General features: G+C 70.5%; 24 protein-coding genes. 8 read left to right on the plus strand and 16 right to left on the minus strand.

Annotated features, from left to right (window positions below; genetic code table 11):
- Positions 1 to 55 precede the first annotated feature (55 nt).
- The 4 genes from AC3A6Y_RS31380 to AC3A6Y_RS31395 are packed head-to-tail and all read left to right on the plus strand — an operon-like array spanning position 56 to position 3796.
- Complete coding sequence (locus AC3A6Y_RS31380; RefSeq protein WP_487872127.1) at positions 56 to 1339, plus strand: CaiB/BaiF CoA transferase family protein; 1284 nt, start codon at positions 56 to 58, stop codon at positions 1337 to 1339.
- A 7-nt stretch (positions 1340 to 1346) separates the two neighbouring features.
- Positions 1347 to 2528, plus strand: a complete 1182-nt coding sequence (locus AC3A6Y_RS31385) for a thiolase C-terminal domain-containing protein (RefSeq protein WP_487872128.1) — start codon at positions 1347 to 1349, stop codon at positions 2526 to 2528.
- Entirely contained in the window at positions 2525 to 2983 is a 459-nt protein-coding gene (locus AC3A6Y_RS31390; RefSeq protein ID WP_487872129.1) for a Zn-ribbon domain-containing OB-fold protein, read from the plus strand. The genes AC3A6Y_RS31385 and AC3A6Y_RS31390 overlap by 4 nt, the downstream gene beginning before the upstream one ends.
- A 9-nt stretch (positions 2984 to 2992) precedes the next feature.
- Positions 2993 to 3796: an SDR family NAD(P)-dependent oxidoreductase gene (locus AC3A6Y_RS31395; protein WP_487872130.1), complete on the plus strand. Its 804-nt coding sequence runs from the start codon at positions 2993 to 2995 to the stop codon at positions 3794 to 3796.
- Here AC3A6Y_RS31395 and AC3A6Y_RS31400 read toward each other — a convergent pair.
- Entirely contained in the window at positions 3790 to 4935 is a 1146-nt protein-coding gene (locus AC3A6Y_RS31400; protein WP_487872131.1) for an epoxide hydrolase family protein, read from the minus strand. The genes AC3A6Y_RS31395 and AC3A6Y_RS31400 overlap by 7 nt on opposite strands.
- Positions 4936 to 5028: 93 nt before the next feature.
- On the opposite strand from AC3A6Y_RS31400, the gene AC3A6Y_RS31405 reads away from it, so the two are divergent.
- Complete coding sequence (locus tag AC3A6Y_RS31405; RefSeq protein ID WP_487872132.1) at positions 5029 to 6165, plus strand: acyl-CoA dehydrogenase family protein; 1137 nt, start codon at positions 5029 to 5031, stop codon at positions 6163 to 6165.
- Between the two features lie 16 nt (positions 6166 to 6181).
- On the opposite strand, the gene AC3A6Y_RS31410 is transcribed toward AC3A6Y_RS31405, so the two are convergent.
- Both AC3A6Y_RS31410 and AC3A6Y_RS31415 read right to left on the minus strand, forming a co-directional pair.
- Complete coding sequence (locus tag AC3A6Y_RS31410; protein ID WP_487872133.1) at positions 6182 to 7345, minus strand: CaiB/BaiF CoA transferase family protein; 1164 nt, start codon at positions 7343 to 7345, stop codon at positions 6182 to 6184.
- Positions 7346 to 7361: 16 nt separating this feature from the next.
- Entirely contained in the window at positions 7362 to 8219 is an 858-nt protein-coding gene (locus AC3A6Y_RS31415) for a MaoC family dehydratase (RefSeq protein WP_487872134.1), read from the minus strand.
- A gap of 176 nt (positions 8220 to 8395) precedes the next feature.
- On the opposite strand from AC3A6Y_RS31415, the gene AC3A6Y_RS31420 reads away from it, so the two are divergent.
- Genes AC3A6Y_RS31420 through AC3A6Y_RS31430 form a run of 3 tightly spaced genes read left to right on the plus strand, consistent with a single transcriptional unit; the run spans position 8396 to position 11459 of the window.
- Positions 8396 to 9571, plus strand: a complete 1176-nt coding sequence (locus tag AC3A6Y_RS31420) for a CaiB/BaiF CoA transferase family protein (protein ID WP_487872135.1) — start codon at positions 8396 to 8398, stop codon at positions 9569 to 9571.
- Positions 9568 to 10488, plus strand: a complete 921-nt coding sequence (locus tag AC3A6Y_RS31425; protein WP_487872136.1) for an NAD(P)-dependent oxidoreductase — start codon at positions 9568 to 9570, stop codon at positions 10486 to 10488. Before AC3A6Y_RS31420 ends, AC3A6Y_RS31425 begins: the two co-directional genes overlap by 4 nt.
- Entirely contained in the window at positions 10485 to 11459 is a 975-nt protein-coding gene (locus tag AC3A6Y_RS31430; protein WP_487872137.1) for a tripartite tricarboxylate transporter substrate binding protein, read from the plus strand. Before AC3A6Y_RS31425 ends, AC3A6Y_RS31430 begins: the two co-directional genes overlap by 4 nt.
- A gap of 61 nt (positions 11460 to 11520) precedes the next feature.
- Here the strand turns inward: AC3A6Y_RS31430 and AC3A6Y_RS31435 are convergent, their stop codons facing one another.
- The 13 genes from AC3A6Y_RS31435 to AC3A6Y_RS31495 form a co-directional block, all read right to left on the minus strand.
- Complete coding sequence (locus AC3A6Y_RS31435; protein ID WP_487872138.1) at positions 11521 to 12507, minus strand: Bug family tripartite tricarboxylate transporter substrate binding protein; 987 nt, start codon at positions 12505 to 12507, stop codon at positions 11521 to 11523.
- A 146-nt stretch (positions 12508 to 12653) separates the two neighbouring features.
- Positions 12654 to 13649: an NAD(P)H-dependent flavin oxidoreductase gene (locus tag AC3A6Y_RS31440; protein ID WP_487872139.1), complete on the minus strand. Its 996-nt coding sequence runs from the start codon at positions 13647 to 13649 to the stop codon at positions 12654 to 12656.
- Entirely contained in the window at positions 13646 to 14854 is a 1209-nt protein-coding gene (locus AC3A6Y_RS31445; RefSeq protein ID WP_487872140.1) for a CaiB/BaiF CoA transferase family protein, read from the minus strand. Before AC3A6Y_RS31445 ends, AC3A6Y_RS31440 begins: the two co-directional genes overlap by 4 nt.
- 19 nt (positions 14855 to 14873) lie before the next feature.
- Positions 14874 to 15605, minus strand: a complete 732-nt coding sequence (locus AC3A6Y_RS31450; RefSeq protein WP_487872141.1) for an enoyl-CoA hydratase/isomerase family protein — start codon at positions 15603 to 15605, stop codon at positions 14874 to 14876.
- Positions 15602 to 16543 carry an SMP-30/gluconolactonase/LRE family protein gene (locus AC3A6Y_RS31455; protein WP_487872142.1) on the minus strand — a complete coding sequence of 314 codons (942 nt, stop codon included), beginning with the start codon at positions 16541 to 16543 and terminating at the stop codon, positions 15602 to 15604. The genes AC3A6Y_RS31450 and AC3A6Y_RS31455 overlap by 4 nt, the downstream gene beginning before the upstream one ends.
- 17 nt (positions 16544 to 16560) lie before the next feature.
- Positions 16561 to 17364 (minus strand): enoyl-CoA hydratase-related protein, encoded by an 804-nt coding sequence (locus AC3A6Y_RS31460; RefSeq protein ID WP_487872143.1) that lies wholly within the window; start codon positions 17362 to 17364, stop codon positions 16561 to 16563.
- 26 nt (positions 17365 to 17390) lie between these two features.
- Complete coding sequence (locus AC3A6Y_RS31465; protein ID WP_487872144.1) at positions 17391 to 18596, minus strand: CaiB/BaiF CoA transferase family protein; 1206 nt, start codon at positions 18594 to 18596, stop codon at positions 17391 to 17393.
- Between the two features lie 10 nt (positions 18597 to 18606).
- A complete protein-coding gene (locus tag AC3A6Y_RS31470) occupies positions 18607 to 19596 on the minus strand; it encodes an NADPH:quinone oxidoreductase family protein (RefSeq protein WP_487872145.1) in 990 nt (329 codons plus the stop codon).
- Entirely contained in the window at positions 19593 to 20465 is an 873-nt protein-coding gene (locus AC3A6Y_RS31475; protein WP_487872146.1) for a MaoC/PaaZ C-terminal domain-containing protein, read from the minus strand. Before AC3A6Y_RS31475 ends, AC3A6Y_RS31470 begins: the two co-directional genes overlap by 4 nt.
- An 18-nt stretch (positions 20466 to 20483) precedes the next feature.
- On the minus strand, positions 20484 to 21299 hold the full coding sequence (locus AC3A6Y_RS31480; RefSeq protein ID WP_487872147.1) for an enoyl-CoA hydratase/isomerase family protein: 816 nt from the start codon (positions 21297 to 21299) through the stop codon (positions 20484 to 20486).
- Positions 21296 to 22348 (minus strand): DUF7064 domain-containing protein, encoded by a 1053-nt coding sequence (locus AC3A6Y_RS31485; protein ID WP_487872148.1) that lies wholly within the window; start codon positions 22346 to 22348, stop codon positions 21296 to 21298. The genes AC3A6Y_RS31480 and AC3A6Y_RS31485 overlap by 4 nt, the downstream gene beginning before the upstream one ends.
- A 19-nt stretch (positions 22349 to 22367) precedes the next feature.
- The gene (locus tag AC3A6Y_RS31490; protein ID WP_487872149.1) at positions 22368 to 23585 is read right to left on the minus strand and encodes an acyl-CoA dehydrogenase family protein; all 1218 of its coding nucleotides are present in this window, start codon (positions 23583 to 23585) and stop codon (positions 22368 to 22370) included.
- A 7-nt stretch (positions 23586 to 23592) separates the two neighbouring features.
- The gene (locus tag AC3A6Y_RS31495) at positions 23593 to 24504 is read right to left on the minus strand and encodes an SMP-30/gluconolactonase/LRE family protein (protein ID WP_487872150.1); all 912 of its coding nucleotides are present in this window, start codon (positions 24502 to 24504) and stop codon (positions 23593 to 23595) included.
- Positions 24505 to 24511 lie beyond the last annotated feature (7 nt).

Consider the following 24511-nt stretch of genomic DNA (forward strand, 5'->3'; position numbering starts at 1 on the left):
TCACCCCCACCCTCTCCCGGAGGGAGAGGGAGCAAGAAATCAACAGGACTTCCGAATGCTTTCAGAACTCGAAAAAGACTTTCCCGTGCACACGCCGCGCCCGGCCGGCGCACCGACGCCGCTTGCCGGCATCCGTGTGGTCGACCTGACGCACTTCATCGCCGGCCCGTTCGCGACGATGATGCTGGCAGACATGGGCGCCGACGTGATCAAGATCGAGGCCACCGGTCGCGGCGACGAGTTCCGCTACTACCCGCCGGCACATCCCGACGACAAGAGCTACGGCGTGCCCTACCTCTGGGCCAACCGGAACAAGCGCAGCATCGCGATCGACCTGAAGTCGCCGCGCGGCGTGCAGATCGTCAAGGAGATGATCGCCGGCGCAGATGTCGTCGCCGAGAACTTCTCCACCGGCGTGATGCAGCGCTTCGGGCTGGACTACGAAGCCTGCCGGGCGATCAACCCGCGCATCATCTTCTGCTCGGTCTCGGGCTACGGCCGCTCCGGCGCCTTCGCCGACCGGCTGAGCTTCGACCCGATCGCGCAGGCCGAGAGCGGCTTCGTGTCGATGAACGGCTATGCCGACCGCGAAGGCGTGCGGGCGCTGTCGCCGGTGATGGACATCAGCACCGCGATGATGACCGGCAACGCGATCCTCGGCGCGCTGTTCGCGCGCACCCACACCGGCGTCGGCCAGGCGGTCGAGGTCACGCTGTTCGACAACGCACTGATGATGACCGGCTACGCGACTGCGCAGTCCGTCTTCAATGGCGCCGACCCGCAGCGCTGGGGCAACACCAGCCCCGACACCTGCCCCTCGGGCGTGTTCCACGCGTCGGACCAGTCGTTCTACATCAACTGCGGCAACGACAAGATCTTTCAGCGGCTGGCGCTGCAGGTGCTGGAGCGGCCCGACCTCGCGGCCGACCCGGTGCTGGCCGATCGCAACGGCCGGATGGCGCAGCGCGAGAGCCTCTTCAAATTGCTCGAGGACGCCTTCGGCCGGCAACCATGGGCCTACTGGCAAGCGCGCATGCGCAGCGCCTCGATCCCGTGCGGCGAGGTGCGCACCGTGAGCCAGGCGATGCGCTCGGAAGAGGCCCGCGCGCGCGGCCTGGTCACGCGCATCGAACACCCCGAGCTCGGCTGGCTGCCGAACGTGAACCTGCCGATCCGCTACTCCGCGACCCCGCTGGCCGATCCGGTCGCCGCGCCGACGGTCGGCCAGCAGACCGGCGAGATCCTGCGCTCGGTGCTGTCGTACAGCGAGGCGCAGATCGCGTCGCTGCTGGCGGACGGCGTGGTCGGCGGCGTGATCGCGGCGCCGGTGCCGGCATGACGACGACATGACCGAACGCACGCTGCGGGGCCGCGTCGCGATCGTCGGCATCGGCGAGACCGCCTACTACAAGCATGGCCAGTCGCCCGACGCCGAGTTCAAGCTGGCGCTGAAGGCGGTGCTGGCCGCCTGCGCCGACGCCGGCCTGGACCCGCGCCGCATCGACGGTTTCGCGTCGTACAGCAACGAGCGCAGCGAAGCCTCGCGCATGGCGGCCGCGCTCGGCATCGACCGGCTGCGCAGCGCGACCATGCAATGGGGCGGTGGCGGTGGCGGTTGCGCGGCCGCGGTCGCGAACGGTGCCGCGGCGATCGCTGCCGGGCTGGCCGATTGCGTCGTGGTCTACCGGGCACTCGCGCAGGGCGAATACGGCCGCTTCGGCCAAGCCGCCGACGCTGCCACCATCGCCGGCGACATGGCCTACCAGATGCCCTACGGCGTGCTCGCGCCGCCGCAGAAGTTCGCGATGCGGGTCACGCGCTTCCTGCACGCGCACGGCATCGGGCCCGATGCGCAGCGCGCGATCGCGCTGGCCTCCTACCACCACGCGCAGGCCAATCCGCGCGCCGTGATGCACGGCAAGCCGCTCAGCGCCGAGCGCTACGACGCGGCGCGCTGGATCGTCGAGCCGTTTCGCCTGTTCGACTGCTGCATGGAGAACGATGGCGCCGCCGCCATCGTGCTGGTCGCCGCGGAGCGCGCGAAGGACTTCGCGCAGAAGCCGGCCTACCTGCTCGGCGCCGCCAGCGGCGCGGGCTATCGCGCCGGCGCGATGGCGCACAACGCGCCCGACTACGACAGCGCGAACTACAGCGGCCTGGCGGCCGACCTGTTCCGCATGGCCGGCCTCGGGCCGGGCGATGTCGGCTCGGTGCAGGCCTACGAGAACTTCACCGGCGGCGTAATGATGGCGCTGGCCGACCACGGCTTCTTCGCGCCCGAGGCGGCGAACGAGTTCCTCACGCTCGAGAACCTGAGCGCACCGGCTGGCAGGCTGCCGCTGAACACCGGCGGCGGCAACCTCGCGGAGTGCTACGTGCACGGCTTCGAACTCGTTACCGAGGCGGTGCGCCAGGTGCGCGGCACCTCGACCAGCCAGGCCCTGCGCGGCGATGTCGCGCTCGTGATCGGCGGGCCGATGGTCATGCCGGCCAGCAATCTTCTGCTCGGATCGGAGGCCACGCTGTGACGGCCACCACCCACAACCACTACCTGCCTGCCGGGCTGCCGGCCCCGGTGCCCGAGCCCGACGGCCTGTCGGCGCCGTTCTGGGCCGGCCTGTGCGATGGCCGGCTGATGCTTCAGCAGTGCGCGCACTGCGCCACCTGGCAGCACGCGCCGGAATGGATCTGCCACCGCTGCCACGCGTTCGATCCGCCGTTTCGCGAGGTCGTGCCGCGGGGCCGCATCTTCAGCTGGGAGCGTGTCTGGCACCCGTCGCACCCGCGCCTGGTCGGGCACGGCCCCTATCTGGTGGTGCTGGTCGAGCTGCCCGATGCGGGCAAGGTGCGACTGCTCGGCAACCTGCTCGGCGATCCGATGCAGGCGGTTGCGATCGGCGCCGAGGTCGAGGGTGTGTTCGAAGCCCGCGACGGCTACGGGCTGCTGCAGTGGCGTATCGTGACGCCCACTCCAACCACATGAAGTAGCGCAATGGATCTCGAACTCACTGGCAAACGCGCCCTCGTCACCGGCGGCAGCCGCGGCATCGGCAAGGCGATCGCACGCGTGCTGGCGGGCGAAGGCGCCGATGTCGCGCTGCTCGCACGCGATGCGACGACCCTCGATGCAGCGGCGCAGGAACTGCAGGCCGAAACCGGCCGCACCGTGATCGGCGTCGCCGCCGACACGCGCAGCGACGAGGCAGTGAAAGCCGCTGTCACCGAGGCGGCACGCCGGCTCGGCGGCCCGATCGACATCCTCGTCAACGCCGCCGCCGAACCGGCCGGCTATGCGGCCCCGCCGAAGCTGGCCGAGATCAGCGGCGAGTTCTTCCATGCCGAACTGGACATCAAGGTGATGGGTTACGTGCGCTGCGCGCGCGAGGTCGTCGCCGGCATGCGCGCCGGCGGTTGGGGCCGCATCGTCAACGTCAGCGGCCTGGCCGCGCGCCAGACCGGCAGCGCGGTCGGCAGCATGCGCAACGTGGCGCTGGTGGCGCTGACCAAGAACATGGCCGACGAGCTCGGGCCTGACGGCATCAACGTGACGGTCGTGCACCCCGGCCTGACGCGCACCGAGCGCACTGCGCAGCTGATCACGGCGCGCGCACAGGCGCAGGGCCTGCCGCCGCAGGAGATCGAGGCGCAGATGGCCGCGGGCAATTCGATCCGCCATCTTGTCGATGCGTCGGAGGTCGCCGACGTGGTCGCGTTCCTGTGCTCGCCGCGCTCGCGCGCGATCAACGGCGACGTGATCGCGGTCGGCGGCGGCGCGCCGCGCGCGATCCACTACTGACGCAGCGTCCGGAAGAAGGCGCGCACCTCGTCGACGAACAACGCGGGCTGTTCGAAGGCGGCGAAGTGGCCACCCTTCGGCAGCACGTTCCAGTGCCGGATGTCGATGTACATCGCTTCCATCCAGCGCCGCACCGGCGGCACGATCTCCTGCGGGAACACCGCCACACCGGTCGGCACTGCGACCGTGTGCGAGATGCGGCGCTTCGCACCGAAGCTCTCCCAGTACAGGCGGGCCGACGACGCCGCGGTCGCGGTGACCCAGTACAGCATCACGTTGTCGAGCAGCTCGTCGCGCCCGAGGACGTTCTCCGGATGCCCTTCGCAATCGGTCCAGGCCTGGAACTTCTCGAGGATCCAGGCCGCCTGGCCTGCCGGCGAATCGGTCAGTCCGTAGCCCAGCGTCTGCGGCCGCGTCGACTGCTGCTTGGCATAGCCTGAACCCCAGTCCTGGTAGGACTTCGCGCGCTGCAGCGCATGCGCCTCCTCCGGGCTCGGTTGATCGACGGTCCGGGGCCGGCTCGCCATCGTCAGCGTGATATGGATGCCGAGGCAATGCGCCGCGTCCTGCGCACCGAGCGAGGTAGTGACGGCCGAACCCCAGTCGCCGCCCTGCGCCGCATAGCGCGCATAGCCGAGCCGCTCCATCAGCGTGGCCCAGGCCACCGCGATTCGGTCCACGCCCCAGCCGATGCCGGTCGGCTTGGCCGAGAAGCCGAAGCCCGGCAACGACGGACACACGACGTGGAAGGCATCCGCAGCATCGCCTCCATGCGCGGTCGGATCGGTCAGCGGGCCGATCACCTTCTGGAACTCGACCACCGAGCCGGGCCAGCCATGGGTGAGGATCAGCGGCATCGCATTCGGATGCGGCGAGCGCACGTGCAGGAAGTGGATCGCCAGCCCGTCGATCTCGGTCGTGTACTGCGCGAATCGGTTCAGCAAGGCCTCGCGGGCGCGCCAGTCGTAGCGCTCGGCCCAGTAGCCGCAGATGTCCTGGATCCAGGCGAGCGGCGCGCCCTGGCGCCAGTCGTCGACCAGTTCGGCCTCGGGCCAGCGGGTGTTGCGCAGTCGCGCGCGAAGGTCGTCGAGCACGGCGTCGTCGATGGCGATGCGGAAGTCATGGATGGCGGTGTTCATGGCGTTGCTGTGATGGTGGCGGCCTGCTCGGCTTGACAGTCCCCGTGGGCGCAAATACATTCAAAGGTCCAACCAATCATCCCAGACTGTTCCATGGATTTCAACCTGCCCCCCGACGCTGCGGAAATGCAGACAGCCACGCGCGATGTCGTCGAGCGCCTGCTCAAGCTGGAGCCCAAGTACGTCGAAACCGGCATCGTGCCCGACGAGGTCGAGACCGCGCTGCGCGAGATGGGCTTCTACGGCATGTCGATTCCCGACGAATACGGGGGCACGCCGCTCGACCGCATTACCAGCACCGCGATCCAGCTCGAGCTGGCACGCCTGCCGCCGCAGTTCTGGCCGTTCGTGCGCTCCGCGCTCGGACCGGGCGTGCACATCATCGTCGACGAGGGCTCCGAGGAGATCAAGCAGCAATGGCTGCCGGGCATCGCGGCGGGCACCTCGCGCAACTGCATCGCCATCACCGAGCCGCATGCGGGCTCGGACGCCGCGAAGATGTCGACGACTGCCGTGCGCGACGGTGATCACTACGTGCTGAACGGCAGCAAGACCTTCATCTCGAACGCCAACCACGCGCACTCGATCACGGTGCTCGCATCGACCGACCGCAGCAAGGGCAAGAACGGCATCTCGGCCTTCCTGCTCGACACCACGACGCTGGGCTTCAGGGTCGACCGCGCGATGAAGACGATGGGCTGGATGGACGAGAGCCTGTGCGAGATCAGCTTCACCGATTGCCGCATCCCGGCCACGCACCTGCTCGGCGAGGAAGGCCGCGGGTTGCGCTACGCCATGACCGGCATGAACGAAGGACGGCTCAACGTCGGCTGCCAGGCGCTCGGGCCGGCGACGATCGCGCTCGAACAGGCGATCGAACACGCCAAGACGCGCGTCACCTTCGGCCAGGCCCTCGGCGAACACCAGGCGATCCAGCACATGATCGCCGACATGGCGATGGACCTGCATGCCGCGCGCATGGTGCTGTGGGAGGCGGTCTGGCGCGCCGAGCGCGGCGAGGACGCGCGGCTCAAGGCCTCGATGGTGAAGGTGATCTGCACCGAGGCGGCATGCCGCGTCGCCGACAAGGCGCTGCAGATCTTCGGCGGCTCGGGCTACTGCCACGGCACCATCGTCGAGCGCGTCTACCGCGACCTTCGCGTGCTGCGCATCTACGAAGGCGCGTCCGAGATCCACCGCAACATGATCGCGAAGCTGCTGCTGGCCTAGAGCCCGTCAGCAGGCCCTAGGCCTTGCCCATGCGCGCGATCTCGTCGAGCACCTGCTGCGTGTGCTCGCCGAGCGCCGGCACCTGCGGCCGCACGCCGATGTGTGCGCCGGAGAACTTGAACGGCAGGTTCGGCACGCGGTAGTCGCCGGCGCCGTCGTGCACCGTCGCCAGGCTGCCGCGGTGCGCGAATTGAGGCTCGGCGATCGCCTCGCGCACGCTGGCGTAGCGTGTGATGGGCACGCCGGCACCGCCGATCACGCGCAGGCATTCGGCCGCCGTGCGCGCCGAGGTCCAGCCCTCGACCCGCGCCATCACCGCGCTCCAGTTCTGCTGCCGGCCGCGGTCGGTGGCGAGCATCGGGTCGTCGCGCCAGCCATCGAAGCCTATCGCGTCGAGCAGCGCCTCGAAGTTGCGCGGCGACACCGCCGCCAGCATCAGGTAGCCGTCGCTCGCCTTCAGCGGCGGATAGACCGGCCGGCGCTTCGGCGCCGGGAACTGGGCCTCCTGCACCTCGTAGGGCATCAGCAGCAGCATGCTCTCGAACAAGGTCGTGTCGACATGCTGGCCCAGGCCGGTGGCGTGGCGCTGGTTCAGCGCGGCCAGGATGCCGGAATACGCGAACAACGCGCCCAGCACGTCGGCCGTGAAGATCGCGGAATTGGCCGGCCGCTTCTCGTCGTGCTCTTCGCCCTGGTAGCCGGCATGCGCCATCTCGAAGCCCGACGCCGCCTGCACGATCTGCGCGTAGGCCGCGCGCTGGGCATCCGGCCCCGTCTGGCCGAAGCCCGAGATCGAGCAGTAGACCAGGCGCGGGTTCAGCGCCTTCAGCGCGTCGTAGCCCAGGCCGAGGCGCTGCATCGCGCCGGGACGGAAGTTCTCGACCAGCACATCGCAGGTCGTCACCAGCTTCTTGACCGCCGCGAGCGACGCCGGGTCCTTGAGGTCGAGGCAGACGCTGCGCTTGCCGGCGTTCAAATGCCCGAAGTAGGCGCTGTGGCCTTCGCGCAGTGGCTCGCGCTGGCGGATGTAGTCGCCCTCGGGCGCTTCGATCTTGATCACGTCGGCGCCCATGTCGGCCAGGAAGCGCGTGCAGTACGGCCCCGCCATCATGATGGTGAAGTCGAGCACGCGGATGCCGTGCAGGGGGTCGGTCTGAGGATCTGATCGGGAATCGGTCATGGGTGCTCCGTGTGGTTCATGAAATGGCGGCGAATCCGTTGTCGAGCGCGACGACGTTGCGCTCGACAACGACGGTGCGGAAGACAACGCCCTCCGGCACGTGCCAATGGTCGGTGCGCAGCGTCTCGCCGGGGTAAACGGGCGCGGTGAAGCGCGCCGTCATCGATTGCAGCCGTGTCGCGTCGTAGCCGCAGACACTGCGCAGGATCGCGTGGCCGGCCACGCCAAAGCTGCAGCGGCCATGCAGGATCGGGCGTTCGAAACCCGCAGCGCGGGCCACGGCCGGCACCGCGTGCAACGCATTCCAGTCGCCCGACAAGCGATAGATCAGCGCAGCCTGCGGCAGCGTCGCGAGCGCGCACGTGCCGTCGGGGTAGCGCGCGGGGATCGCCTGGCGCACGATCGGCGCAGCGCCCTCGTCGCCGCCGCGTCCGCCCTCGTCGACGCAGAAGCTGCTCGAGGTGAGCGTCGCCAATGCCTCGCCGCTGCCCGCGTCGCGGATCTCGGTGCGGTAGTAGATCAGGAGCCCGCGGCCCGGGCCCTTGTCGAGCCGATGCACCACGCGGGTTTCGCCTTCCAGTTCGGCCTCGACCGGCAGCGGCCGGTGCAGCTGGAAGCGCTGTTCGCCGTGCAGCACGCGGTGCGGCACGATTCCGGCCGCCTCGTAGGCTGCGAGCAGCGGCGGGTACGTGAGCGTGATCGCCAGCGTCGGCAGCGCCTTCAAGCCGTCTTCGTGCACGTAGCGCAGTTGCTGCTCGTCGAGCGGGTCGGCACCGAGGCCGACGCCGAGCGCATAGAGCATCACGTCGCGCGGCGTCAGGGTCTGGCGGCGGGTCAGCCGCAGACCGTCGATCGCTGCGAGGTCGACCGTCACCGCGCCACGGCGTCGCGGCGATCGAACGTCGGCAGGACGGCAAAAAGATACTTCGGGAACGGCATCGGAACTCCAGACCCGGCCGGGGTCGCATTCGGGATCGCCCCATGTTATCAATGGTTGGACCAACATACAATCCGGCGGGTGCCGAATAAACCCTGCGACTGGAGCAACATATGACCCCGTCCCGTTCCGGCCCGCTGGCCGGCCTGAAAGTCGTCGAGTTCGCCGGCCTCGGCCCGGCGCCGATGGCCGCGATGCTGTTGGCCGACCAGGGCGCGACGGTGCTGCGCATCGAGCGCACCGAGGCGGTCGAACTCGGCATGAAGCGGCAACTGCGCCACGACCTGCTGCAGCGCAATCGGGAGCCGCTCGCGCTCGACTTGAAGAGCGCCGCTGGCCGCGCTGCGGCAATGGAGATCGTCGCCGACGCCGACGCGCTGATCGAGGGCTTCCGCCCCGGCGTGATGGAGCGCCTCGAACTCGGCCCCGCGCCCTGCCTCGCACGCAACCCGCGGCTGGTCTATGGCCGCATGACCGGCTGGGGCCAGCACGGCCCGCTCGCACAGGCCGCCGGCCACGACGCCAACTACATTGCGTTGACTGGCGCGTTGCATGCGATCGGGCGGCGCGGCGAGCCGCCGACGATCCCGATGAACCTGGTCGGCGACTTCGGCGGCGGCTCGCTGTACCTCGCGTTCGGCCTCATGGCGGCACTGTTCGAAGCCCGCCGATCGGGCCGCGGCCAGGTCGTGGATGCCGGCATCGTCGACGGCGCACTGTCGTTGCTGACGATGCAGTACGGCAGCCTTGCCGCCGGCCTGGTGAGCACCGCGCGCGGCAGCAACGTCGGCGACGGCGGCGCGCCGTTCTACAACGTCTACCGATGCGCCGACGGCGAGTGGGTGTCGGTCGCGGCGGTCGAGACGCGCTTCTTCGACGAACTGCTGCGGCGCCTGGAGATTCCCGAACAGCGCGTGCCCGATCGCTGGGACCGCAGCAACTGGCCGGCGCTGCACGAACTGTTGACGGCGCGCTTCGAGACCCGCACCCGCGCGCAGTGGTGCGCGCTGCTCGAAGGCAGCGACGCCTGCTTCGCACCGGTGCTCGCGATGGACGAGGTCGCGTCGCACCCGCACATGGCCACACGCGGCGCGATCGTCGAGGTCGACGGCGTGCCGCAGCCGGCCCCCGCACCGCGTTTCAGCCGCACGCCCGCGGGGCCGGTGCGTGCGCCGCACAAGGCCGATCGCACGGCGGCGCTCGCCACGCTGTCGGCATGGTTCGGTGCCGATCGCTTCGAGGCGCTGCGCGAAGGTGGCGTGCTCGACGCGGTGCGCGGCACGGCATGAAGCGCGACACGGACACCGCCGCATTGCGCGTCGGCTTCGCCGGCCTCGGCGCGATCGGGGCGCCGATGGCGCGGCGCATCCTCGATGCCGGCTTCGCCCTGCAGGTGTGGAACCGCGATCCGGCCAAGTCCCAGGCGCTGGTCGATGCGGGCGCGCAGCGCGCCGCGAGCCCGGCCGCGCTGGCGCGTTCGGTCGACTTGCTGTGCCTCTGCGTGACCGACGGCGCTGCCGTAGAACAACTCGTGTTCGGCGACGAGGGCATCGCGCATGGCGCCCGCGCCGGCCTGGTCGTGGCCGATCATTCGACCATCCACCCGGCTGACGCGCGTCGCCTTGCCGCACGGTTCGCCGCGGACTGCGGCGGCGCCTGGGTCGACGCACCGGTGTCCGGCGGCGTGGCCGGTGCCCGCGCCGGCACGCTGTCGGTGCTGGCCGGCGGCGCGGCGGCGGACATCGAACACATCCGCCCGGTCGTGCTGTCCTTCGCCGCCAAGCTGACCCATCTCGGCCCGGCCGGCAGCGGCCAGATCGCGAAGGCCTGCAACCAGATGATCAGCTTCGGCACTGCCGCCGTGCTGGCCGAGGCGCTGAACCTGGCCGCGCGCTCGGGCCTCGACGTCGCACGGTTCCCCGAGGCGATCGAAGGCGGCTTCGCCGACTCGACCGTACTGCGCCGCTGCGCGCCGGCCATGCTGAGCGGCGAGCTGATCGGCTCGACGCTGATTGCGCTGAAGGACATGGAGATCGCGCTCGACCTCGGCCGCGCGTCGCTCGCGCCGATGCCGATGATCGGCCTGCTGACCTCGTTGCTGCGGCTGCTGGTCAGCCAGGGGCACACGGTCGGCGGCCTCTCAACCCCGATCCGCCTCTACGCGGACGGCCCGCTCACGCCCACCGAACAGGAGCCTTCGCCTTGAACACCTCCAACACCTCGATTTCCCGTCGCACCACGCTCGGCCTGCTGGCCGCGCTCGCCGTTCCGCTCGCGCGGGCCGACGACGCGGGGCCGCTGCACATCATCGTGCCGACACCGCCCGGCGGCACCAACGACGGCGTCGCGCGTGCATTGCAGCAGCCGCTGCAGAAGCTGCTCGGCCGTACCGTGGTCGTCGAATACAAACCGGGCGCCGCGGGCTCGGTCGGCTCGGCCTTCGTGGCGCGCAGCAAGCCGGACGGCAACACGCTGCTGCTCAACAACAACGCGGTGCTGATCAACCCGCTGATCTCGCGCGACACCGGCTACACGATGGCCGACCTGAAACCGCTGGTGGTGGCGGCGGTCTCGCCGCTGGTGCTGATCTGCAACGCGGCCATCCCGGCCACCGACGTCAAAGGCCTGATCGACTACGCGAAACAGCAGGCCCAGCCGCTCGCCTATGCGTCGGCCGGCGGCGTCGGCTCGCTCGGGCACCTGGCGATGGAGAGTTTCGCGCGCGAGGCCGGCATCAAGCTGCTGCACGTGCCCTACACCGGCGGCGGACCGGCCCAGCAGGCGATCACCTCCGGCGAGGTCGCGTGCGTCATGACCACGCTGAACGCCGGGCTGAAGGGCCAGGCCGATGCCGGGCGCATCCGGCTGCTCGGCGTCGCGGCCGCGAAGCCGACGCCGCTGGTGCCCGGCGTGCCGACCATCGATGCCGCGCTGCCCGGTTTCGCGCTCGACGCCTGGTTCGGCCTGCTGGCGCCATCGAAGACCGACCCCGCCGTGCTCGGCCGGCTCGAGCAGGCGCTGCTGCAGGCATTGGCCACGCCGGAGACGCGCACCATCCTCGGCAACATCGGCGTGCAGCCTTCCAGCATCGGCAGCGCCGCCTTCGCGGCCATGGCGACCGAGGAATCGCGGCAGTGGAGCGAGGTCGTGCGCGAACGAAGGATCAGCAAGGAATGAACGCCCTCGCCGAGAAACGCCCGCGCAGTGGCGGCACCGGTAGGGCGCGTGGCGCCGCGCCCTATTCCACCTTCACGCCCGACTGGCGGATCACCTTGGCCCATTCGTCGGCCGAGGTCTTCATGACCGTGGCGAACTGCACGCGCGTGGTCACGGCCGGCACCTCCAGCGCGTAGCTGAGGATCTGATCGCGCACCTCGGGTCGCGCGGTGATGCGTTCGATCTCGGTCGAGAGCCGGTCGACGATGGGCGACGGCGTTCCCTTCAGCATGAAGAAGCCGACGAAGCCCTCGACGTCCATGCCGGGGATCTTGAGTTCGTAGCCGGTCGGCACGTCGGGGAAGTTGGTGAGGCGCTTGCGCACGCTCACCGACATCAGCGGCCGGATGTCCTTCTGGAACTGCTTGGTCAGCACGCCAGTGAGCCAGCCTGCATCCAGGCGGCCGGTCGCGAGATCCGGTGCCAGCGCGGTTTCGCCGCGGTACGCGATGTGCGAGACCTTGAAGCCCGCATGTTGAGCCAGGACCTCCATGTACACGTGCGTCGCCGATCCGTTGCCCGGCGTGCCGTAGTTGATCGGCACGGGCGACTTCTTCGCGTACTCGATGAACTCCTGCATCGTGCGCACCCCGAGCGAACTGTGCACGCACAGCAGGCTGCTGGTGCTGGCCATCTGCGACACCGGCACGAACAGCTCGAACGGGTCGTACTTCATGCTCGTATAGAGCAGCGGCACGCGCACCAGTTCGGTCGAGGCCTGCAGCAACGTGTACCCGTCCGCCGGCGACGAGGTGACGGCCGAGATGCCGATGGTCTGGTTCGCGCCGGGCCGGTTGTCGACGACGACGGTCTGGTTGAGGGCCGTCTTCAGGTGCTCGGAATAGATGCGCGCCAGGTTGTCCACCGACGTGCCGGCCTGCGACGGGACCACGATGCGCAGCGGCCGGGACGGCCAGTCGGCCTGGGCGCGTGCAACCGCGGGCAACAGGGGCAAAGCGGCGGCAGCGAGGGCGCGGTGCGTGAAATCTCGGCGGTGCAGATATCTCATCGATGGCCTTCTTTGTGGTTGGCCATAGTCTGGTTCAACCATTGATTAGTGATATTCGGTGAAAACCCTGGGTCGCATGTGGCGAGGCCGGTGAGTTCCGCCGGCGCCGGGGTCCGCGCGCGCCGCATGCCTGAAGGCGTTGCCGCCTATTCGGCCCCGAAGCGGTCGATCAGTGCCCGTGCGTGTGCCATTGCCGCGACGTACTCGGCGCGCGTGCGGGCAATCAGTTCGGCCACCGGCTCGATGTGATCCACGCCGCTCACCGAATGCCCGGCGCTCCAGATGTCGCGCCAGCGTTGCGGGCCGGCCGGCGCGCCGGCATTGTCGAAGGTCGAGCGCGAGGCACTGAACAAGGCTTTGGTCTGCTCGGGCGTCGCCTGCTCGTCGAGCGACTCCGGATCGAGGCCGGCCGCGAGGATCGAAGGCCGCAGCATGCTGGTGCGCAGGCCGGTGAAGGCGCGCGTCAGCAGCACGTCGTCGAGGCTGGAGTCCACCAGCATCCGGCGGTACGCGGGCGTGGCGCCGCTCTCTTCGGTGGCGATGAACCTGGTGCCCATGTAGGCCAGGTCGGCGCCCGCGGCCTGCGCAGCCCAGAGCGCCCACCCGTCGGCGATGCCGCCCGCGAGCACGATCGGGCCCTCGAAGAACGCGCGCACCGCCCGGATGAAGGCGAGGCCGTTGAGCCAGCCGGTCTGCCCGCCGGCACCGGCACTCAGCAGCACCAGGCCGTCGACGCCGGCCTGCACCGCCTTCTTTGCATGCGCGAGAGTGCCCACATCGGCGAAAACGGTGCAGCCGGCCGCGTGCAGCGGCGCGAGCACCGGCGCCGGCGAGCCGACGCTGGTGATGACCAGCTCGACGCGATGCCGCCGCACCGCATCGATGTCGGCGGCAAGCGCCTCGGGCGAGCGGTGGACGATGATGTTGGCGCAGCACGGCGCATCGTCCGGCCCGAGGGCGGACTGGATCCGCGTGAGCCATGCGTCCAGGCCTTCGGCGCCACTGGCGTTGGCGGTCGGGAAGGCGCCGATCACGCCCTGCCGGCACGCCGCAATCACGAGTTCGGGCCGCGACGCCTTCAGCATCGGCGCGGCCACGAGCGGCAGCGCGAGGCGTCGCGCGAGCGCGTCGGGCAGGCTCATCCGGCCACCACGCGGTCGCGCCGCAGCGCGGCGATCTCGGCGGCATCGAAGCCGTGCTCGCGCAGTACCTCGTCGCTGTGTTCGCCGAGTTCGGGCGCGCGACGCGGCCGCACCTTGTCGATGCCGGCGATGCGGAACGGGCTGTCGACCGTACGGTCGGTGCCGCCGATGCCGTCGGCCGGCACGATTGCGCCGGCATGCACGGCCTGCGCGTCGTTCGGCACGTCGGCCAGGCGCGTGACGACCGAGACCGTGAAGCCGCGGCCTTCGAAACGCGCGAGCCAGTCGGCCGCATCGCGGGTCGCGAACACGCGGTCGAACTCGGCCGTCAACGCAGGCGCGTTGGCACGCCGCTCGGGCAGCGCGGCGAAGCGCGGGTCCTGCGCCAGCGCCTCGAGCCCGAGCAGCTCGACCAGCCGCGGCCAGAGCTTGTCCTCGGCCGTCATCGCGATCTGGAACCAGCGCCCGTCGCGGCACGCGTAGACGTTGCTGAGCGCGCTGCGCGGCGCCTCGCGCGGCCAGCGGTAGCGGATCTCGGCGCCGCACAGGGCGGCCTGCACCATCGGGCCGTTCGACCAGATTCCGTTCGCCAGCAGCGAGGTCGTCACGCCGGCGCCCTGGCCGGTGCGCTCGCGCTGGTAGAGCGCGGTGACGATCGCGCCGTACAGCATGGCGGCGGTCGGGCCATCGCCCTGCGCCAGCGCCGGCGAGACCGGCGCCGCGTGCTCGTGCGGGCGCGTGACGTCGGTCAGGCCGGAGCGCGCGAAATACGCGGTGGCGTCGAAGCCGAGCTGATTCGCATCGGGCCCGGTCTCGCCGTAGCCGCTGACGGCGGCATGGATCAGGCGGGGGTTCAGCGCGGCGAGCGTCGCATGGTCGAGCCCGAGCTTGGCGCGCACGTCCGGCGGGTAGTTGGTGATCAGCACGTCGGCCGCTTCGACCAGGCGCCGGAGCACGCGCTGCCCGGCAGCGGATTTCAGGTCGAGCGCCAGCCCGCGCTTGTTGCGCGACACCAGTGCCCAGGTGTAGTTGTGCTCGCTCTTCGGCAGGTTCGGCAGCGCCGACATCCAGCGGTAGCCGTCGCCGCCTTCGGGCGGCTCGATCTTGATCACGTCGGCACCGAAGTCCGACAGGATCGTGGCGGCGGCCGGTGCCGCCACGTAGCTCGCGACATCGATCACCTTCAGCCCGTTGAATATGCTCATGGCGGTTCCCGTGTGTGGATCAGGCCTGCGCGCCCGGCACGCGCTTTTGCGATCCGGGCGAGCGGAACAGCTCGTGCGCCATGCCCTGCCCGAGGCTCATGCCGTCGGTGTCGTGCACCAGCCGCTTGTTGACCGTGTTGCTGTGGCGCGCGTTCGCGAGGATCGCGCGCGCCAGTGCGGCCACGCCCGCGTCGAACTGGTCGTCGGCGATGCAGCTGTTCGCGAGGCCGATGCGCTCGGCCTCGTGCCCGTCGACGCGCCGGCAGGTGGTCATCAGCTCGAGCGCACGCGCCGCGCCGACCCGTCGCGGCAGGCGCTGGCTCATGCCCCAGGCCGGCACCAGGCCGTATTTGCCGTGCGTGTCGGCGAAGCGTGCCGACTCGGCCGCGACGATCCAGTCGGCCGCGAGTGCGAGCTCGAGCCCGCCGGTGATGCAGTGGCCGTGCACCGCGGCGATCACGATCTGCGGCAGCTGCGCGAACATCTCGAGCGTGCGCGACTCGTGCCGCAGCCAGGCCAGGTCCATCGCGCCGACCTCGGCCAGGTCGTGGCCGGCGCAGAAGCTCTTGCCCGCGCCGCGCAGCACGATCACGCCGAGCGCGTCGCCGTCGGCCGCGATCGCGTCGAGGTGCGCGCGCAGTTCGGTGAACAGCGCGGGCGTCACCGCGTTGAGCTTGTCGGGGCGGTTCAGGGTCAGCGTGCAGATGCCGTCGGCATCCTCGCGCAGCACCAGTGCGGTGGCGCCGCTCATGGGTTCAATGCCAGTCCGGGCCGCGCCCACTGCAGCTGCGCGAGCCGGCCGGTGCGCGAGAGCGTGATGCTCGCAGTGCGCAGGTCGGCGCCGCCGAAGCAGAGGTTGGTGGTCGAGCGATCGGGCATCGGAACGCGCTCGACCAGTTCGCCCTGCGGCGAGATCACCGTGATGCCTGCGATGCCGGGCGGCCCGATGGTCGCGACGCAGACGTTGCCGTTGGCCTCGACCGCGAGCGAGTCGAACATGCAGTAGACGCTCGACGCATAGAGCAGCGTGCCCGGCGTCAGCGCGGGGAACGGCCGCAGCGCCAGCTCGCCCGGCCCGCCGACCTCGAAGGCCCAGACGCGCGCGGTCACGGTCTCGGCCACGTAGAGCGTCTTGCCGTCCGGCGCGAGGCCGATGCCGTTCGGCGTGAGCATCGGCACCACCACGTCGCGGACCATCGAGCCGTCGGCGCGTGCATAGCAGATGCGGCCGCGCTCGATCTCGCGCTCGCCCATCGCGCCGAGGTCGGTGAACCAGAAGCCGCCGTGCGCATCGAACACGATGTCGTTCGGCCCTGAGAGCGGCCCGCGCTCGGTGCGCTCGTAGAGCCGCTCGACCTTGCCCGTGGCCAGGTCGATGCGCTCGATGCGGCCGCCGGCATAGTCGGGCGCGCGGCCATGCGGATAGCGCCCGCCGTTCGGGTCGGTGTGCCAGACGAAGCCGCCGTTGTTGCAGACGTAGCAGGCGCCGTCGGGGCCGATCGCGGCGCCGTTCGGCCCGCCGCCGGGCTTCGCGACCGCTTCGACGCTGCCGTCCGGCCGGCATCGGCTCAGTTGTCCGGCGCCGATCTCGACGAACACGACCGAGCCGTCGGGCATCGCGATCGGCCCCTCGGGAAAGTCCAGGCCGGTGGCCAGGATCTTCAGGTCGTCATGCGCATCGGTGGTCATCGTGCTTCCGCCTTTTCTCAACGGCCTTGCCAGACCGGCTCGCGATGTTCGGCGAACGCGCGCGGGCCTTCCTTCGCGTCCTCGCTCGCGTGGATGCGTTCGGTGACGTGGTGCGCCAGGCCGCGCGCCGTCACGTCGTCGAGTTCGTGCGCGCGGCGCGCGAGTTCGAGGCTCAGCGCCACGGCGAACGGCGCATTGCGGCTCACCCGTTCGGCAATGCGCAGGGCCTCCAACAGCACCTCTTCGGGCGCGACCAGGCGGTTGACCAGCCCGAGCGCCTGCGCGCGTTGCGCATCGATCGGCTCGCCGGTCGCGATCATCTCGAGCGCGATGCCGCGCGGCACACGGCGCGGCAGTCGGTAGATGCCGCCTGCCGTCGCCGCCAGCCCGCGCTGGACTTCGGGCAGGCCGAAGATCGCCGCGCTGGAGGCCACCGCCATGTCGCAGGCGAGCATCAGCTCGAAGCCGCCGGCGACCGCGGCGCCATTGACGGCGGCGATCCACAACTTGCTGCGCGGCGCGAACACGAAGCCGGCGAAGCCGCCCTCGGGCGTGGAGCGCTGCCGCGAGCTCGCGCCGGCCGACATCTCCTTCAGGTCTGCGCCGGCGCAGAAGGCCTGCGTGCCGGCGCCGGTCAGGATCGCGACGCGGATCGTCGGGTCGGCCTCGATCGTCTTGACGTGCGCGGACAGCGCCTGCGTCAGTGCGGTGCTGACCGCGTTGCGCGCGTGCGGGCGGTTCAGCGTGACGACGGCGATGTGCGCGCCGACGCGTTCCATGCGGACGACCTCGTCGACGTTCTCGGTGCTGGTGAAGCTCATGGGGACTCTCGTGATGGAAAGCAGGTTCAGGCGACCACGCCGGCCTGGCGCAGCCGGGCGATCTGTTCCGCGTCGAAGCCGGCATCGCGCAGCACCGCATCGCTGTGCTGGCCGACCGCGGGCGCGGGCTGCGGCCGCGTCTTGGCCTCGCCGTCGATGCGGAACGGGCTGTCGACCGTGAGGCCGGTGCCCGGGATGCCGTCTGCCTCGATCAACGCGCCGCACAGGCGCATCTGTTCGTCGGTGACGACATCGGCGGTGCGCGCGACCAGCCCGACCGTGTGGCCGGCGGCCTCGAACAGCGCCTGCCATGCGACGCTGTCGCGCTGCGCGAAGGCGCCGTCGAGCTGCAACGTCAACTCCGCGGCATGGGCGCGCCGCTGCGCCAGCGTCGCGAAGCGCACGTCGTCGCGCAGGTGGCCGAGACCGACCAGCGGTGCGAAGTTCGGCCAGTCGCGCTCCTCGCTGATCAGGCTCAGGATGAACCAGCGGCCATCGGCGCAGCGGTAGAAATTGGTCAGCGCGTTGCGCGGCCGCGAGCGCGGCTGCCGGTAGACCACGTCGCCGCCGACCAGCGCGGCCTGGATCTGCATCGCATTGGCCCAGGCACCGTTGGACAGCAGCGAGGTGGTGACTCGCCCGCCCCGGCCGGTGCGCTCGCGTCGGTACAGCGCGGTGACGATCGCGCCGAACAGCATGCCTGCGGTCGGCTGGTCGCCCAGGCCGTTGGCCGGGTTCGCGGGCGGGCCGTCCGGGTCGGGCCGGGTCAGGTCGGCCAGGCCGCTGCGCGCCCAGTAGGTCGTCGCATCGAAGCCGGGCTTGTCGGCCTCGGGGCCGGTCTCGCCATAGCCGGTGAGCGACGCATAGACCAGGCGCGGATTCAGGGGCTCGATCTGCTCCCACGCCAGGCCGAGCCGCGCGCGCTGGTGCGGCGGGTAGTTGGTGATCAGCACGTCGGCCGACGCCGCGAGGCGGTGCAGCACCGCCCTCCCCTCGGCCTGCTTCAGGTCGAGCGCGAGCGCACGACGGTTGCGGGCGACCTGCATCCACAGGTAGTTGTGTTCCGAGACCGGCTGGTTCGGGATCCGGAAGACCTTGCGGAAGCCGTCGCCCTCGCCCGGCGGCTCGATCTTGATGACCTCGGCACCGAAGTCGGACAGGATCGTCGCCGCGCCCGGCGCGGCGATGAAGCCGGCCGCGTCGATCACCTTCAGGCCTTCGAAGATCTGCATGGATCGTCCCTCAGAACTCGAGCCAAACCTTGCCGACACTGGCGCGGCCGTCGAGCGCCGCGAGCGCCTCGGGCGCCTGCTCGAAGCCGTAGCCGCGGCCCGGCAGCAGCTGCAGGCGGCCGTCGCCGTGCCAGCCGTAGATCTCGCGCGTGAGTTCGGCCGCAAACGCCGGGTCGCGCTTGCGCACCTCGCCCCACAGCACGCCGACCGCGCTCGCGTTGTGCAGCAGCAGGCGGTTCGCCGGCAGCGCCGTCAGCGTGCCGCCGGCGAAGCCGATCACCAGGTAGCGCGCGCCGAACGTGAGGCAGCGCAGGCTCTGCGCCCCCGTCTCGCCGCCGACGGGGTCGTAGACCACGTCGACGCCGCCGGGCGCGAGCTGCTTGACCTCGGCGACCCAGTCCGCGTCGCGGTAGTCGATCGCCGCATCGGCACCGGCATCGAGGCAGGCCTGCACCTTGGCTGCGCCGCCGGCGGTCGCGATCACGCGCGCGCCCATCAGCTTGCCGAGTTGCACCGCGGCGCTGCCGACGCCGCCGGCACCGGCGTGGACCAGCAGCGTCTCGCCGGCCTTCAAGTGGCCGGCATGGCGCAGTGCGAACAGCGAGGTCGGGAAGTTGCTTCGCAGCGCGAGCGCGGCACCGGCCGGCGTGCGCGCGTCGAGCGGCCAGGCCGCGTTCTGCGGCGCCACCGCGTAGTCGGCGAAGCCGCCCTGCTGGCAGGAACTCGCGATGCGCGTGCCGACCGCGAGCGGGCCGTCGCCGCGGACGATGGTGCCGACGATCTCGGAACCGGGCGTGAACGGCAGCGGCGGCTTGACCTGGTACTTGCCACGCACGATCAGCGTGTCGCCGAAGGCCAGGCCGGCGGCCTCGACGCGCACCAGGTACTGGTCGGCAGCCGGCGTGGGCACCGCGATCTCGCGCTGCTCCAGCGTGCCGGCTTCGCTTAACGCCTCCACGCGCCAGGCGCGCATCGTCCGCGGGATCGTGGGCAGGGTCATGGCCGGAGCGTGGCGCGCCCGTTGGTCAGCACCACCACGTCGCGCGCCGGAACGCGCGCACGGAACGCGACCTCGCCGGCACCGGCGCGCCAGAAGTCCATGCTCAATGTCTCCCCCGGAAAGACCGGCGACGACAGCCGCGCGCGGATGGACGTGAGCCGCGCCGGGTCGGCATCGCAGAACTGCTGCACCACGGCGGCGCACGCCATGCCGTAAGTGGCCAGCCCGTGCAGGATCGGCTTCGGAAAGCCTGCTTTGGCAGCGAATGCGGGGTCGATGTGCAAGGGATTCAGGTCGCCCGAGAGGCGGTACAGCAAGGCCGCATCGGGGCGCGTCGGCAGCTCGATGGTGAGGTCGGGCGCGCCGCCGGGCATCGCGGCCGGCGCCGGTGCCGGCGCGTCGCCGCCGCTGCCCTTGGAAAAGCCGCCGTCGCCGCGCAGGAACAGCACCTGCTCGGCGCTCGCGATGAGCTGGCCGCTGGTCTCGTCGGTCAGCTCCTTCTCGACGTGCATCACCGCGCCCTTGCCCTCGCCCTTGTCGACGATGCGCGTGACGCGGCTGCGGCCGATCAGCGTGCCGGCGGCCGGCATTGGCGCGTGCATCGTCACGCCCTGCTCGCCGTGCACGAGCTTGAAGAAGTCGATGCCGAGCTCGGTGCGCTCGCGCATCCACGGGCCGGGCGAGGCCAGCACCGCCGCCATCGTCGGCAGCGCGACCAGGTCCTTCTCGTAGGTGAAGCGCAGCTGCTTCGCGTCGAGCGGGTCGGCACCGATGCCCAGGCCGAGCGCATAGAGGATGGTGTCCTTCGAGGTGTAGCTATGGCGCACGTCGGCAGAGCGCCAGGCGCGGGTCTTGTCGTAGTCGATCATGAAGTGGTGTCGTTCGGATCAGGTCTTGGAGGAAGGTGCGGCGGCGGGCCAGCGGAACTGCGCCGGCTCCTTGGCGCCGAAGCGGCGCACCGCCTCGGCGGCGTAGTCGCTGCCCGCGGCGATCGGCTGTGACAGCGCTTCCAGGTCGAGCATGGTCGCGAGCTCGCTCTGCAGCGACGACTGCAGCGCCTTCTTGCTCAGGCTCATCGCGGTCGCCGAAGCGCCGACAAAGCTCTGCGCGATCGCGCGGGCGCGCGGCATCAGGTCGTCGGGCGCCAGCACTTCGAGCGCCAGGCCGATGCGCTGCGCCTCGTCGGCGCCGACCTCGCGCGCCGAGAAGATCAACTCCTTCGCGCGCTGCAGCCCGACCACGCGCGGCAGCGTATACCAGGCACCGACGTCCGGCACCAGGCCGATGCGGTGGAACACCATGGCCAGGCGCACGCGGCTGCTGACCAGCACGATGTCGGCCGTCAGCGCCATGCTCATGCCGGCGCCGTAGGCGACGCCGTCGAGCGCCGCCACGAGCGGCTTGTCGAGGCCGAGCAGCGCCAGCGCCAGCTCGCGGTAGCGCGTCATCGCGGCTCGGCGCTGCTCGGCGTTGCGCGGACCGCCCTGGCCCATGCCCTTCACGTCGCCGCCGGCGCAGAAATCCCCGCCGGCGCCGGTCAGCACGATCGCGCGCACGCCGTCGTCGCGCTGCAGTTCCTGCAGCGCGCCGGCGAGTGCATCGGTCAGCGCGATGTCGAGCGCGTTCTTCGAGCTGGGCCGGTTCAGCGTCAGGATCGCGACGCCGCCGTCGCGCTCGATCAACAGATTGCTCGCTGCACTCATGCCGTCGCCTTGGCCGTGCCGGCTTCGGAGATCGGCACGCCTTCGTTCATCACGTCGCAGAACTCGGTCATGCCCAGCACGGTGCGGCCGTTGCAGGTGTATTCGGTCATGCTCTCGGTGATACGCGTGTAGGTGCGCCAGTCGCTGCTGCCTTTGCGCTTGTGCCGCAGCGGCACGGTCGACAGGACCTTGCCCTCGATCACGTAGACGCCCTGCGCGGTGGTCATCGTGACGGTCAGGCCGCGCGGATACCAGGCGTCGTCGTAGTCGGTCTCGATGCGGCCGTCGACGACCGGCTCGTAGACGCCGTTGCGCAGCACGTTGCCGCTGATGCGGTTCGGCCCGCCTTCGGGGCGGCCCTTGATCGAGAGCAGCACGCCGAAGTCGCGGTCGAAGGTGACCGGAATCCACTTGTACCAAAAGAAGCTGTGCCAGTGGCGCGGGCCCCAGGACTTGTCGCGGTAGCCGGTGCCGTCGGTGAAGTCGTGGCGCTGGCCGTCGACCGTGATGTGGCCGGTCACCGCCATGTTCTGCTCGGTGTGGCCGCGGTAGACGGACTCCTCCGGGTCGACCTCGATCGGTTGGCCGTCCATCGTGACGATCTCGCCGCCGTGCATCGGCGAGATGCCCTCGAAGTCGAGCACGAAGGAACCGGGCTTCTTCGGGTAGGCCTTGAACGCCTTGCTCGGGTCGGCCATCGCATGCGGGTCGTCCATGATGAGCAACTCGCCCTCGTAGCTGCAGCGCAGCCGCTTGAAGGGTTCGACCACGTCGAAGCGCATGCCGGCCGCGTCCATCGCGTCGTTGTTCGCGATGCTCGGCCGGTTGAACATGAAGGCGACCTTCCCGTTCGGCAGGTAGATGCAGCAGCTCATCTCGGCATGGCCCTCGTTCGGCCGGTTGCCGATGCGGAACCACGCACCGATGCCGACCTTCGAGTCGAAGGCATTGAAGTACATGCTCTCGTTGTAGTTGCCGGCGGCTTCGGGCGTGTGGGTGTATTCGTCCTTCGGATCGAGCTTGAGTCTGGAATTCGGCGGCATGTACATGGGGGGTTCTCCGGTTGGCTCAGTGGGCCGTGGGTTTGAAGCGGGCCAGCTCGAGCCGGCCGATCTGGTTGCGATGGACTTCGTCGGGGCCATCGGCGATGCGCAGGCCGCGTGCCTGCGCATACGAGCGCGCCAGCAGGAAGTCGCCCGAGACGCCGGCCGCGCCGTGCGCCTGGATCGCCCAGTCGATGACTTTGCAGGCCATCGCCGGCGCGGCGACCTTGATCATCGCGATCTCCTTGCGCGCGTGCTTGATGCCGTGCGCGTCCATCTTCCAGGCCGCGTGCAGCGTCAGCAGCCGGACCTGGTCGATCGCGACGCGCGCCTCGGCGATGCGCTCCAGCGTCACCGTCTGGTTCGCGATCGGCTTGCCGAACGCGACTCGCTGGCCGACGCGCTGGCACATCAGGTCGAGGCAGCGCTCGGCGCGGCCGATCAGCCGCATGCAGTGGTGGATGCGGCCCGGGCCGAGGCGGCCCTGGGCGAGTTCGAAGCCTCGGTCCTCGCCGAGCAGCATGTGATCGAGCGGCACGCGCACGTTCTCGTAGAGCACCTCGGAGTGGCCGTGCGGCGCGTCGTCATAGCCGAACACCGTCAGGTTGCGCACGACCGTGATGCCGGGCGTGTCGCGCGGGATCAGCACCATCGATTGCTGGCGGTACTGGTCCGGGTTGGTCGGGTTGCTCTTGCCCATGAAGATGATCACCGCGCAGCGCGGGTCGGCGATGCCGGAGGTCCACCACTTGCGTCCGTTGATCACATAGTGGTCCCCGTCGCGCACGATCTGCGCCTCGATGTTGGTCGCATCGGACGACGCCACGCCCGGCTCGGTCATCGAGAAGCAGGAGCGGATGCGGCCTTCGAGCAGCGGCCCGAGCCAGCGCTCCTTCTGCGCCGGGCTGGCATAGCGCGCCAGGATCTCCATGTTGCCGCTGTCGGGCGGCGAGCAGTTGAAGACTTCGGGCGCTATTGGCGAGCGGCCCATGATCTCGGCCAGCGGTGCGTAGTCGAGGTTGCTGAGACCGCCGCCCTGGCCGTCGTCCGGCAGGCACAGGTTCCACAGGCCGGCCTGCCTGGCCAGCGCCTTCAGCTCCTCCATCACCTCCGGCTCGTGCCAGCGCCCGCCGGCATCGAGTTCGGCGGCGAAGCGGGCCTCGGCCGGGTAGACGTGGCGCTCCATGAAGGCGAGCAGTTGGTCCTGGAGTTGCTGGGCGCGGGGCGAAAGCGTGAAATCCATGACGGTCCTAGAAGTTCAGCCGCAGCCCAGGCCGCGGCCACGGCACCGCGACCAGCCGGCCGGTGGACGACAGCGTGATGTACGCGGTGCGCATGTCGGGGCCGCCGAAGCAGATGTTGGTGGTGAACAGGTCGGGCATCGGTACATGCTCGATCGATGCACCGTCGGGCGAAATCACCGTGATGCCGCCGTTGAACAGCGTCGCAACGCAGATGTTGCCGCCGGCCTCGACCGCCAGCGAATCGAACAGCTGGTAGCCCGGCAGGCCGGCGACCAGCGTGCCGCCGTGGGCCGCGAGCGAGGACGCATCGCGCACGATCGTGCCGGGCTCGCCGAGGGTCCAGGCCCAGAGGCGGCCGGTCGTGGTCTCGGCGACGTACAGGCGCTTTCCGTCGGGCGACAGGCCGATGCCGTTCGGCGTCGTCAGCGGCTGGATCACCTCGCGGCAGCCGCTGCCGTCCGGCAGGGCGTAGCAGACGGCGCCATGGTCGCCGTCGCGCGGGCGGCGCTTGCCGATGTCGGTGAACCAGAAGCCGCCGTGGGCATCGAACACGATGTCGTTCGGGCCGCGCAGCGGTGCCTTGTCGCTGTGGGTGTAGAGCACGCTGGCGGCACCGGTCGCGAGGTCGACGCGGGCGATGCTGCCGCCTGCGTAGTCGGCCGGCTGCAGGCCCGGGCGCACGCTGCCGTCAGGCTGCGGGTGCCATTCGAAGCCGCCGCCGTTGCAGACGTAGCAGGCGCCGTCGGGGCCGATCGCGGCACCGTTCGGGCCGGGGCCGGGGTGCGCGATCGTCTGCCGGCGGCCATCGGGCCCGACGCGCGTCAGCAGGCCGGACCGGATCTCGACCAGCAGCACGCTGCCGTCGGCCAGCGCGATCGGCCCTTCGGGAAAGCCGAGCGGCTCGGTCATCGATTGCATCTCGCCG

It is taken from the genome of Variovorax sp. Soil_C_17, assembly GCF_057657265.1.